This is a genomic window from Bradyrhizobium macuxiense, assembly GCF_001542415.1.
GTDB classification, from domain to species: domain Bacteria; phylum Pseudomonadota; class Alphaproteobacteria; order Rhizobiales; family Xanthobacteraceae; genus Bradyrhizobium; species Bradyrhizobium macuxiense.
Map to the genome: position 1 here is coordinate 83,642 of NZ_LNCU01000132.1, position 11,217 is coordinate 94,858.

At 66.0% G+C, this 11,217-nt stretch carries 10 protein-coding genes and 1 pseudogene; 7 read left to right on the forward strand and 4 right to left on the reverse strand.

What is annotated here, in order from left to right:
- Nucleotides 1-89 precede the first annotated feature (89 nt).
- The 5 genes and pseudogenes from AS156_RS40055 to AS156_RS45555 all read left to right on the forward strand — a co-directional run.
- A complete protein-coding gene (locus tag AS156_RS40055; RefSeq protein ID WP_066516255.1) occupies nt 90-1,172 on the forward strand; it encodes a zinc-binding dehydrogenase in 1,083 nt (360 codons plus the stop codon).
- Nucleotides 1,173-1,351: 179 nt separating this feature from the next.
- A complete protein-coding gene (locus tag AS156_RS40060; protein WP_066516261.1) occupies nt 1,352-2,110 on the forward strand; it encodes an SDR family NAD(P)-dependent oxidoreductase in 759 nt (252 codons plus the stop codon).
- Nucleotides 2,111-2,114: 4 nt separating this feature from the next.
- Nucleotides 2,115-3,374, forward strand: a complete 1,260-nt coding sequence (locus AS156_RS40065; RefSeq protein ID WP_066516263.1) for an NAD(P)/FAD-dependent oxidoreductase — start codon at nt 2,115-2,117, stop codon at nt 3,372-3,374.
- Between the two features lie 73 nt (nt 3,375-3,447).
- Nucleotides 3,448-3,846 (forward strand): ABC transporter permease subunit (locus AS156_RS45550; protein WP_245313277.1); only part of this gene is annotated, 399 nt, incomplete at its 3' end.
- 2 nt (nt 3,847-3,848) lie between these two features.
- Nucleotides 3,849-4,117, forward strand: a pseudogene (locus AS156_RS45555) (ABC transporter permease subunit); the annotation flags it as partial.
- 122 nt (nt 4,118-4,239) lie between these two features.
- Here the strand turns inward: AS156_RS45555 and AS156_RS40075 are convergent.
- Nucleotides 4,240-5,118 carry a transporter substrate-binding domain-containing protein gene (locus AS156_RS40075; protein WP_066516266.1) on the reverse strand — a complete coding sequence of 293 codons (879 nt, stop codon included), beginning with the start codon at nt 5,116-5,118 and terminating at the stop codon, nt 4,240-4,242.
- Nucleotides 5,119-5,393: 275 nt separating this feature from the next.
- On the reverse strand, nt 5,394-6,257 hold the full coding sequence (gene ppk2, locus AS156_RS40080; RefSeq protein ID WP_066516300.1) for a polyphosphate kinase 2: 864 nt from the start codon (nt 6,255-6,257) through the stop codon (nt 5,394-5,396).
- A 348-nt stretch (nt 6,258-6,605) separates the two neighbouring features.
- Between ppk2 and AS156_RS40085 the strand changes: the two genes are divergently transcribed.
- Nucleotides 6,606-7,778: a fumarylacetoacetate hydrolase family protein gene (locus AS156_RS40085; RefSeq protein WP_066516269.1), complete on the forward strand. Its 1,173-nt coding sequence runs from the start codon at nt 6,606-6,608 to the stop codon at nt 7,776-7,778.
- Between the two features lie 67 nt (nt 7,779-7,845).
- Here the strand turns inward: AS156_RS40085 and AS156_RS40090 are convergent, their stop codons facing one another.
- Nucleotides 7,846-8,538, reverse strand: coding sequence for a carboxymuconolactone decarboxylase family protein (locus AS156_RS40090; protein WP_082747996.1), 693 nt, complete (start codon nt 8,536-8,538; stop codon nt 7,846-7,848).
- A gap of 247 nt (nt 8,539-8,785) precedes the next feature.
- Here AS156_RS40090 and AS156_RS40095 point away from each other — a divergent pair, with 247 nt between their 5' ends.
- Nucleotides 8,786-9,688 carry a LysR family transcriptional regulator gene (locus AS156_RS40095; protein ID WP_066516271.1) on the forward strand — a complete coding sequence of 301 codons (903 nt, stop codon included), beginning with the start codon at nt 8,786-8,788 and terminating at the stop codon, nt 9,686-9,688.
- Nucleotides 9,689-9,798: 110 nt separating this feature from the next.
- Here the strand turns inward: AS156_RS40095 and AS156_RS40100 are convergent.
- On the reverse strand, nt 9,799-11,217 hold a 1,419-nt coding region (locus AS156_RS40100), incomplete at its 5' end, for a Spy/CpxP family protein refolding chaperone (RefSeq protein WP_136626662.1).

Genomic DNA, 11,217 nt, shown 5'->3' on the forward strand with positions numbered 1-11,217 from the left:
CGACGGCCCATCCCGGAGTTGATCCGCGGCGGGATCGGTTCGCGTTAAGAAAACGTATCAAGACTGGGACAATCCAGTCGGGAGGAACCATGCGCGCAGCCATTTTCAGGAACGGCGAGATTGTCGTCGACACCTTGCCTGAGCCCAAGCCCGGCGCCGGCCAGGTGCTTGTCAAGACACTCGCCTGCGGCATCTGCGGTTCCGATCTGCACGCGCGCAAGCACGCCCACCGCATGGTGGAGCTGTCCAAATTCTTCCCCGGCCGCCAGCCCATGGACCTCACCCGCGACGTCGTGTTCGGCCACGAATTCTGTTGCGAGATTCTGGATTACGGAGCCGAGACCGCGCGCAAGCTGAAGCCGGGCACACGCGTGTGCTCTGTGCCGGCGCTGGTGACGCCGCAGGGACCGAAGGGCGTCGGTTATTCCAACGACTATGTCGGCGGCTATGCCGAGCAGATGCTGCTCAGCGAGGCGCTGCTGCTTGAAGTGCCCAATGGCCTCGCCGCCGAGCATGCCGCGCTCACCGAGCCGCTCGCGGTCGGCGTGCATGCGGTGGCGAAGGCCGACATTCGCGGCGGCGAGGTGCCGCTGGTGATCGGCTGCGGCCCGGTGGGGCTCGCGGTGATCGCGGCGCTGAAGATCAAGGGCCTCGGTCCGATCGTCGCCGCCGATTACTCGCCGGCGCGGCGCCGGCTTGCTGAGAAGATGGGCGCCGATGTCGTGATCGATCCCGCCAAGACGCAGCCCTATGCAAGCTGGGCCGAGCATGCCCAGATGTCGCCGGAGGAGAAGGCCGCCCGGCCGCCGTTGCAGGCGCATCTGCCGGCGCTGAAGCCGGCCTTGATCTTCGAATGCGTCGGTGTACCCGGTGTGTTGCAGCAGGTGTTCGAGGGCGCGCCGCGCGATGCCCGCATCGTCGTGGTCGGTGTTTGCATGGAGACCGATCGCTCCGAACCGATGCTCGGCATCCTGAAGGAGCTCAACGTCCAGTACGTGCTCGGCTACACGCCGGAAGAGTTTGCCTGGTCGCTGCGGCTGATCGCGGAAGGGCAAGTCGATGCCGCCTCACTCGTGACCGGCCGCGTCGGTATCGACGGTGTGGCGCAGGCCTTCGCCGATCTCGCCAACCCCGAGGCACACACCAAGATCCTCGTCGAGCCCTGGCGATAAAATCCTGCCCGGTAGGGCGGGCAAAGCGCAAGCGTGCCCACCGTCGCGAGCACGACGCAAGTTGGTGGGCACGGCGCTTCGCGCCTTTGCTCACCCGACGGATCGGCAGTTGTTGCATGCCGGTTTGCATTTCATGACACCGAACCTATAGTTCACGCTCCTCGAAAGCGCGGCGGTTCATGCGGGTTTCAATCATCACGGGCGGTGGCTCCGGCATTGGTGCCGCAATTGCGCGGCGTCTTGCCGGTCGCGATCAATACCTGATGCTGCACGGGCAGGGTGCCGAAGCGGCCGGGCGCGAGCGGCTGAATTTGGTCGCGGAGACGTGCCGGCGCGCAGGGGCAAAGGTCGCGGTTCGCAGCGGTGATCTCGCCAGGGCCGGAACGGGCGCCGAGCTGGTCAACGCGGTGCGCGCGGAATTCGGACCGGTCGATTCCATCGTGCACGCCGCCGGCTTTGCCGACCGGCGCGATTTTGCCAACCTGCCGCGCGAATCCCTCGAGCGCGCCTTCGCGGTGATGGCAGCGGCGTTCCATGAAATGGCGGCCACAGCGCTCACGGATCTCACGCGCAGCGCGCGCGGGCGCGTCGTCGCCGTCTCCAGCTTCGGGGCGCATCGTTTCGTGCCCGGCGGCACCTTTCCCGGATCGGCCGCGGCCAAGGCCGCGCTCGAGGTGCTGGTGAAGTCGCTGGCGATCGAGCTCGCCGCCTCGGGTGCCACCGCCAACGCCGTGCTGCCCGGCTACACGCAGAAGGATCCTGGCATGGTCGGTGCGCTCGATCCCGCAGCTTGGGAGCGCGTAGCGAAAGCCAATCCGATGCAGCGGCTGGGCCGACCCGACGAGGTCGCCGCAGTGGTCGCGTTCCTGCTGTCGCCGGAGGCGGGGCATGTCACCGGCGCGATGCTGCCGGTCGATGGCGGCCTGACCCTGATGTGATGCCATGACGGAGGGCTCACCGGGACAGCAGGCTGATGTCGTCGTGCTCGGCGCCGGCATGGTCGGCGTCTCCGCCGGCTTCGCGGCGCGGCAGCGCGGGCTATCGGTCATCGTCGTCGACCGCCGCGAGCCCGGCAGCGAAACCTCTTACGGCAACGCCGGCATCCTCTCGTCCGGTTCGATCTTCCCGCTGAACACGCCCGCACTCTGGAAGAACCTGCCGAAATATCTGACCAACCAGCATGCGGCGCTGCGCTGGAATATGCCCTGGGCGGTTGCCAATGCCGGCTGGGTGATCCGCTTCCTCGCCAGTGCCGCGCCGTCGCAGACCAAGCCACGCGCGGTTGCACTGAACGGGCTGATCTCGACGTCGCTGAAGCTGCATCGCGACTGGATCGCGCAGGCCGGCGCAAGCAATCGCATCCGCGAAACCGGGTGGCTCAAAGCCTGGCGTGGCGATGGGCTCGCCAATGCCAAGGCCGAGCAGGCGGCGCTTGCCGAATACGGCATCAAGAGCGAGGTGCTGGATCGCCAGGCGATCTCCGCGCTCGAGCCCAACGTCATCCCTGCCTACAGCGTCGGCCTCCTGCACACGCAGACCGCATCGGTCGATTCGCCGGGTGCGGTGGTCAAGGACTATGCGCGGATGCTTGCGGCCGGCGGCGGCGCAATCAGGCGGTCCGAGATCAGCCAGATCGTGCCGCAAGGCGACGGCTGGCGCGTGCAGCTTGCCGACGGCGAGATCGCGGCGCGTCACGTCGTGGTCGCGCTCGGGCCGTGGTCGGCGGAGTTGTTGCAGCCGCTCGGCTATCGCGTGCCGCTGGCGTTCGAGCGCGGCTATCACCAGCACTTCGTGCCGAACCCGGCGCGCAAACTGCTGCGGCCGATCCATGATGCGGACGGCAGCTTCGTGATGACGCCGATGGAGCAGGGCATTCGCGTCACCTGCGGAGTCGAGCTGACGGCGCGCGATGCGCCATCGAATTTCTCCCAGCTCGAGACGGTGGTGCCGTTGGCGCGCAGCGTGACCGAGTTCGGCGAGCCGGTCGGCGAGCGCTGGCGCGGCGCGCGGCCGACGCTGCCCGACAGCCTGCCGATGATCGGGCCGGCGCCGCGGCATCGCGGTCTCTGGCTCGCCTTCGGCAACCAGCACATCGGCTTCACCACGGGCCCCGGAACGGGGGCTGCGATCGCGGCGATGATCGCAGGGAGCGCATCGCCGTTCGATACACAGGCCTTCGCGCCGAGCCGCTATATCGCGTGACACTCGCTCGCTCGCCTGCAATGCTGGCGCATTGGATCGGCGGGCGCGTGACCCCCGGCATTCGAGGGGCAGGATGAACTACGTTTGGGATTTTGGAATCCTCTCCAAATACAGCCATCTGTTCTGGCTCGGGCTCGGATGGACCATCGCCTACACGATCGGCACCGTCATCCTGGGAACGCTGATCGGCCTGATCGTCGGCATGCTGCGCCTGCGGCGCATCCCGGTGATCGACTGGCTGCTGATCGCCTATATCGAAGCGTTCCGCTGCACGCCGCTGCTGGTGCAGATCATCTGGTTCTATTACGCGTTCCCGGTCGTGATCGGCGTCAACATCCCGGCGCATATTGCGGCAATGAGCGTGCTCTCGCTCTATGGCGGCGCGTTCTATGCCGAGATCGTGCGCGGCAGCATCGAGAGCGTGCCGGTGGGGCAGTGGGATGCCGCGAAAGCGCTCGGCTTTCGCGGCTGGNNCACTGATGCGGCTCGTCATCCTGCCGCAGGCGCTGAAGCCGATGATGGCGCCCTATGTCAACCAGTCGGTCACGCAGCTCAAGAACACGTCGCTGGTTTCGATCATCGCGGTGCCCGATCTCGTCTACAACGCGACCCTGATCAACGCGGACACCTATCGGCCGCTCGAGGTCTATACGGTCGTGGCGGTGATCTATTTCGCGATCCTGTTCCCTTCGACGCTGCTGGCGCGGCATCTCGAGCGCGGGCTGACCTACGACAAAGTGTGAGCGATCCACACTGTCATGGCCGGGCTTGACCCGGCGTCTCCGCTTGCTTCGACGACAAGCCGTGGATGCCCGGCTCAAGGCCGGGCATGACGAGCTTGCTCAAGCGGAGGGTGCCTCACGCCTCAAATATCCAATTCCACCGGCACGTCCTCCGGTTTGACACCGGCAAGGCCGAGGCCCTTGACGAACCATTCGCGCATCTGACCGATGCCGCGGTTATAGTCGATCCAGACCGACAGGAAATCGCGCCAGCGCTTGTCGGTCTCGCGGCGCACGGCGGTGCCGCTCGCGATCGTCACCGAGGGCGATTTCAGGACCTTGTAGGTGCCGAGGTTCGGGTTCTTGGCGATTGCGGTGAGGCCGAGCACCAGCGCGTTGACGACGCAATCGACGCGGCCCGACGACATTTCCAGCATCACCTCGTCGCGCGACTTCAGCGACTTGATGGTGGCGTCGGGCGCAAAGCGCCGGGCGACCGCCTCGTTGGCCGAGCCGACGTCGACCGCGATCTTGACCTCGGGCTTGTTGATGTCGGCCCAGGTGTTGGCCTCCAGCCCCTTCTTCAGCATCGCGCCGAACGGATGCGGAAACACGAGATGCGTGAAATCGACCACCAGCGCGCGCTGCGGGGTCGGATTCAGCGCGAAGCCGAGGTCGATCTTGTTGGCCTGCAAATCGAGGATCGAGTTGCCGTAGGTCGACTCGACATATTCCAGCTTGACGTCGAGCAGCTTGGCCAGGTCGTTTGCCATCTCGATCGAGAAGCCGGACCATGTGCCGGTGGCGAGATCCTTGTTGAAATAGGGCAGCTCGCCCGGCAGCACGGCGATGCGCAGCACCTTGTTGGCGCGGACACGGTCGAGCGTGTTGTCGGCCTGGGTGTCAGCCGAAGCCGGGGTTGCCATCGCGGCGACGAGCGCGGCGCCGCTGCCGATTCCGAGCGCGTAGCGCAGCGCGTCGCGGCGGTCTTCGGAAATCTTCTGATCGTCGGATTGTGTCACGTGGGCCTCCCTGCACCAAATCGGGGAAGCCTAGCGTCGGCATATGGTTGCAGCAATAGCGCCAGCCTGCGCCATTAGTAGGCGAGGTGATCACTTCAAGGGCGAAGTGCTGGTCCCTTACCTCGCCCCGCTTGCGGGGAGAGGTCGGATCGCATCGGAGAGCGATCCGGGTGAGGGGGAGTCTCCGCGAGTCCAACGTTTACCGTATTTGCGGACGCAGCCCCTCACCCTGACCCTCTCCCCGCAAGAGCGGGGAGAGAGGAAAACTAAGTGGCTCAGAACCGCTCGGGCACGTACATCTCCGGCGGGATCGGGCCGCGGTGATAGTCGGGGTTGCGGACCCGCGACGGCAGCACGACCGGCTCGTGCGCGACCTGCTTGTAGGGGACCTGGCTCAACAGGTGCGCGATGCAGTTGAGCCGGGCGCGCTTCTTGTCGACGGCATCGACGATCCACCACGGCGAGTCGGGCAGATGCGTGTGCTCCAGCATCGTCTCCTTGGCCTTGGTGTACAGTTCCCAACGGCTGCGCGCCTCGACGTCCATCGGGCTCAGCTTCCACTGCTTCAGCGGATCCCGGATCCGCATCGTGAAGCGGAATTGCTGTTCTTCGTCGGTGATCGAGAACCAGTATTTCAGCAGGATGGTGCCGGAGCGGATCAGCATCCGCTCGAACTCCGGCACCGACTTGAAGAACTCCTGATACTGCTCCTCGGTGCAGAACCCCATCACCTTCTCGACGCCGGCGCGGTTGTACCAGCTGCGGTCGAACAGCACGATCTCGCCGCCGGCCGGCAAATGTGCGACGTAGCGCTGGAAGTACCATTGCGTGCGCTCGCGCTCGCTCGGCGCCGGCAGCGCCGCGATGCGGCAGACGCGCGGGTTGAGCCGCTGGGTGATGCGCTTGATGACGCCGCCCTTGCCGGCGGAATCGCGTCCCTCGAACAGGATGACGATCTTCTTCTTCTCGTGGTGCACCCAGTCCTGCAACTTCACGAGCTCGCCCTGCAGCCGCAGCAATTCGCGGAAATAGAGCTTGCGGTCGAGCGCCGCTTCGCCGGATTTCGTCTCGTGATCGAGGTCGTCGAGCCTGGCATCGTCGAGCTCCAGCTCGAGTTCCTCGTCGAGATTGTCGGCCATCTCCTGATGGATGCGGGCGCGCAAGACTTCGTCGTGCAAAGCTTCATCGTTCAAGGCTTGTTCGTGCGAGGCTTGGTCGCTAAGGGCGGAGGCAGTCATGACATCCGTCTTTCCATGGGTGGTGGATCGCGCGGGAGCATTGACGGGGCGTGTTACCTTCGTGTGACATCGCGATGACGGCCACCTCACATCGAGGACGGCATTGTGCTAGGAAGCGTTTTCGAGCGAAGTGGATACCGGTTCGCGTCAAGAAAACGCGTCAAAACATGAGTCTGGAGCCGCGTTCCGATTTCATCGGAACGCAAAAGGCTCTAGGAAGCGCCAGCAAGACAAAAAAGGGAGAGTCCGATGATTTCGCTTACGCCAAAAGATGTCCTGCCGGACGACGCGACCGCTGGCACGCTGGTCGGCCGGGTCTGGCTGCCGCAGGCTGGCGGTCCGACCGTGGTCGCGGTCCGCAATGATGGCGTGTTCGACGTCACCGCGCGGTTTCCGACCGTCAGCGCGCTGTGCGAGGAACGGGACCCGGCGGCTGCGCTGCGCGCGACCAAAGGCGAGCGGATCGGCGACCTCGACGCGATCCTGGCCAACACGCCGCCAGACGCCCGCGACACGACAAAGCCTCACTTGCTCGCGCCGGTCGATCTGCAGGTCTTGAAGGCGGCCGGCGTCACCTTCGCGATCTCGATGCTGGAGCGCGTGATCGAGGAGCGGGCGCGCGGCAATCCGTCGTCGGCGGAGGCGATCCGCAAGGAGGTGGTGCGCCTGGTCGGCGACGATCTCTCCAAACTGAGGCCGGGCTCGGCGGAGGCAGCGAAGCTGAAGCAGGTGCTGATCGAGCAGAACGCCTGGAGCCAGTATCTGGAAGTCGGCATCGGCCCCGACGCCGAAGTCTTCACCAAGGCGCCGACGCTGTCGTCGGTCGGCACCGGCATGGATGCCGGGCTGCATCCGAAGTCGACCTGGAATAATCCCGAGCCGGAGGTCGTGCTCGTCGTCTCCAGCACGGGCCGGATCGCCGGTGCGGCGCTCGGCAACGACGTCAACCTGCGCGACTTCGAGGGCCGCTCGGCGCTGCTGCTGTCGAAGGCCAAGGACAACAACGCCTCCTGCGCGATCGGCCCGCTGCTCCGGCTATTCGACCAGACCTTTTCGCTGGATGACGTGCGCAAGATGGATGTCGGCCTGACCGTGAAAGGCACCGACGGCTTCGTGCTCGAGGGCCATTCCTCGATCAGCAAGATCAGCCGCGACCCGACCGATCTGGTCGCGCAGACCGTCGGTCCCGTGCATCAATATCCCGACGGCTTTGCGCTGTTCCTCGGCACGATGTTCGCGCCGGTGAAGGACCGCGATGCGAAGGGTGAGGGCTTCACCCACAAGCGCGACGACATCGTCACCATCGCAGCTCCGGAGCTCGGCAAGCTCGTCAACCGCATGCGCAACAGCGACGAATGCGAGCATTGGACATTCGGCCTCAGTGCGCTGATGAAGAACCTGGCGCAGCGCAAGGTGATCTAAGGCGCTATTCGTAGGGTGTGCAAAAGGCGCGCTTGCGCACGGTGCCGCCGGGCCGACCGCAGCGCCGTCAACGCGGCCGCTTTTCGAGCACGTCCTTGACGACCGGCAGTGCCGAGAATGCATTCGGCCATCCCGCGTAGAAGGCGAGCTGGGTGAGCAACTCACCGGCCTCGGGCTTCGTCAGACCGTTATCCATCGCGCGGTTGAGGTGATAGGTGATCTGCGCTACCTGTCCGGTCGCAACCAGCGCGCTGACCGTGACGAGGCTGCGGTCGCGCGGCGCGAGGCCGGGCCGTAGCCAGAGATCGCGGAACAGGACGTCGGCGGTGTATTGCACGAGGCCGGGCGCCGCGCCGCCGGACTGCTCGGCGACGCGCGTCGCGCGCTGCGCCTCGGCCGCCTCATCGAGCGCGAGCTGCGGGCCGGCGGCCGGAGGAAGCTGGTCGGTGCCGATCTTTCGCGCCGCGAACACGTCCTTTGCAATGGTCACCGCCGACATCGCATTGGCCCATCCGGTATAGAAGGCGAGATGGGTGACGGTCTCGGAGACCTCGGCCGGCGTCGCGCCGTTGTCGAGCGCGCGGCCGAGATAGAAAGCGAGCTCGATGGTCTGGTTGCGCGCAATCAGCGCGGCGAGTGTAACGAGGCTGCGGTCGCGCGGCGACAGGCCGGGACGGTTCCAGAGATCGCCGAGCACGACGTCCTGGCGATATTTTTCCAGCGCGGGCGCAACCGCCCGGACATCATCCATGAAGGGCATCGATCTTGATCCTTGTGGCGGCAGCCGCTCCCCGAGCGCTCGCTGTGAGGCGATCAGGCAGAACGCGCCGATCGCTGCGATGATCGGATGCAAGATCCCGGCGACCGGCAATGCGGCGGCGCGCGTGTCCGGCGTCGTGACTGGCGTGAGCAGGGCAGCTGAATTCTCCGATGCCGCGAAGCTAGCGCTTTCGCGGCTCGCGGATTAGATGATGAAAACTGCATGCATTCATGAGGCCTGCTAATCAATGGACCGGGACAATGCGAGCGACCTGCTGGTCTTCCTCGCGGTGGCGCGGGAGCGGAGTTTCACGCGCGCCGCGGCGAAGCTCGGCCTGTCGCAGTCGGCGCTGAGCCAGATCGTGCGCGCGCTGGAGGAGCGGCTCGGGGTGCGACTGTTGAGCCGCACCACGCGCAGCGTCGCGCCGACGCTGGCCGGCGAGCGGCTGCTGCGCAGCATCGGGCCGAAATTCGACGAGATGGATGGCGAACTCGCCGCGCTCAGCGCGCTGCGCGAGAAGCCGGCGGGCACCATCCGCGTGACGGCGACCGATTACGCCGCCGAGGCGATCCTGATGCCGGCCCTGCGCACGATCCTTCCGCAATACCCTGATATCAAGGTGGAGGTCGTGATCGACTACGGCCTCAGCAACATCGTCGCCGAGCAGTATGACGCCGGCATCCGCCCGGGCGAGCTGGTCGCGAAAGACATGATCGCGGTGCGCGTCAGCCCGGACCTGCGCATGGCGGTGGTCGGTTCGCCCGACTACTTCGCGACGCGCAAGAAGCCGCGCACGCCGCAAGAGCTGACCGAGCACAATTGTCTCAATCTGCGCCTGCCGACCCATGGCGGCCGGCTCTATGCCTGGGAGTTCGAGAAGAATGGACGCGAGCTCAACGTGCGCGTCGAGGGCCAGTTGGTGTTCAACGGCTCCGCCGCGCTGCTGAGCGCGGCGCTGCACGGGCTCGGCCTCGCCTATATGACCGAAGGCCAGGCGAAGCCGGATCTCGTAAGCGGCAAGCTGGTGCGCGTGCTGGCCGACTGGTGTCCGCCGTTCTCGGGCTATCACCTCTATTATCCTAGCCGACGGCAAGCCTCACCCGCGTTCTCGCTGCTGGTCGACGCGCTGCGCTATCGCGGGAAGGTGTAAGACGTCTCGGCCGGGCCATCCACGTCTTGCTTTCACGTGGAGACCAAAGACGTGGATGCCCGGGAACGAGCCCGGGCAAGACGAGTTAGCTGCAGACCGACCGGCAAGCCTCACAAGCCGATCATCCGGAAGATCATGCCGCCGACATTGAGCCCGTGGCGGTGGTGGCGATGGTGATGGCCATGCGCGGGCTCGCCGGCATCAGCGGCCATCGCCGTCCTGCTGCCATCGCGCTCGGGACCGATGGCGTCGAACGCGGCCTTCTGCTCGTCGCTGAGCGAGTTGTAGAACGTGTCGAGCGCCGGACGCACCGTGCCGATCGCCTGCAGGATCGTGTCCAGCCTTGCTTCGACGGCCGCGAGACGCGCCGGTGGCGTGCGTGCGTCGGTGGGCGGGCAGGACGCTTTCAGGGTGTCCTGGGCCTTCGTCGCCGCATCGCGTAGCGCGTCGAGGCTCGCCCGTTGCGCGTCGGTCGGTTTCACGTTGCGTTCGATCAGGTCAGCCGGCCATTCAAGGGCGGCGGGCTGCGCAGTGTTGCAGGTCGCGTTGTCGGTGGTCTCAGCGGTGTTTTGGCGCGGTGAACGTTCGCGCCGCGCGCGCTGCTGATCCGCGACCAGCGCGGTCACCTTGGCCTTCTGATCGTCGGTCAATAGCCCATAGAACTTGTCGAGCGGCGGCCGCAGCGTCTCGACCGCGGTGCGCATGGCCTCGAGACGCGCCTGCATCACGGCAAGCCGGCTCGGCGCGGTCAGCGGCACGTCCTTGGGACACGAATTGAGTATGATCTCGGACGCCTTCTCGGAAGCGGCGGCGAGGTCATCGAGCGCTGCGCTCTGCTCGGGATTGGGATCGATCGCGCTGCGGAACTGGTCGATCGGGAAGCCCGCGATGTCGCGGCTGTCGCTGCCGCACATGTCGGCGAGCGTCGCGGTCGTCTGAGCCGGAGCGTTGGACGTGGTCGCCTGGCGTGTGCCGCCGCGGCTCGGCAGATAGTCGGCATAGCCGCTCAAGGCATCGTAATCATAGAGGCCGAACAGGCCGGCGTAGAGATCGCCATAACCGTAGTCCCAGAAGTAAGGATCGTAGCCCCAGCCCCACCAGGTATAGTCGTAGAGGTCGTAATAGGCGTAGGGCCAGAACACGGGGCCGACCCAGCCGTAGCCGCCATGCGGATGGCGCCACCACCAGCCTCCATTATAATTATGATAACCCCACGCGGCGCCCGCAGCGGCGGTCGTGATCGCGGCGCGCGCCAGCGGGTTGCTTAAGCCGCCCGGCCTGTGTAGGGCGGTTGTGATTGGACGCGAGGACAGGTTGCGGCCGACAGCGCTGGCGTTGCGCCGCATCACGGCGGCAGAGGGCGCATTGCGGCTGGCCGCTATGCCGTGCGAGACGGCCGGATTCCTGGTAACGCCGGGATTGCGCGTGATGGCCGGATTGTGGGCGGCGTGAAATTGCCGTGCACCGGCGCCGCGCCCGATCCTTGTTGGAGCGGTGCGGGGAGCAGCATGAATGGTGTGAAAACCGCC

Excerpts from the sequence above, each read along its gene's own strand:
- AS156_RS40055 (WP_066516255.1), top strand. The coding sequence starts at position 90 with ATGCGCGCAGCCATTTTCAGGAACGGCGAGATTGTCGTCGACACCTTG.
- AS156_RS40060 (WP_066516261.1), top strand. The coding sequence starts at position 1,352 with ATGCGGGTTTCAATCATCACGGGCGGTGGCTCCGGCATTGGTGCCGCA.
- AS156_RS40065 (WP_066516263.1), top strand. The coding sequence starts at position 2,115 with ATGACGGAGGGCTCACCGGGACAGCAGGCTGATGTCGTCGTGCTCGGC.
- ppk2 (WP_066516300.1), bottom strand. The coding sequence starts at position 6,257 with ATGGCCGACAATCTCGACGAGGAACTCGAGCTGGAGCTCGACGATGCC.
- AS156_RS40085 (WP_066516269.1), top strand. The coding sequence starts at position 6,606 with ATGATTTCGCTTACGCCAAAAGATGTCCTGCCGGACGACGCGACCGCT.
- AS156_RS40090 (WP_082747996.1), bottom strand. The coding sequence starts at position 8,538 with ATGCCCTTCATGGATGATGTCCGGGCGGTTGCGCCCGCGCTGGAAAAA.
- AS156_RS40095 (WP_066516271.1), top strand. The coding sequence starts at position 8,786 with ATGGACCGGGACAATGCGAGCGACCTGCTGGTCTTCCTCGCGGTGGCG.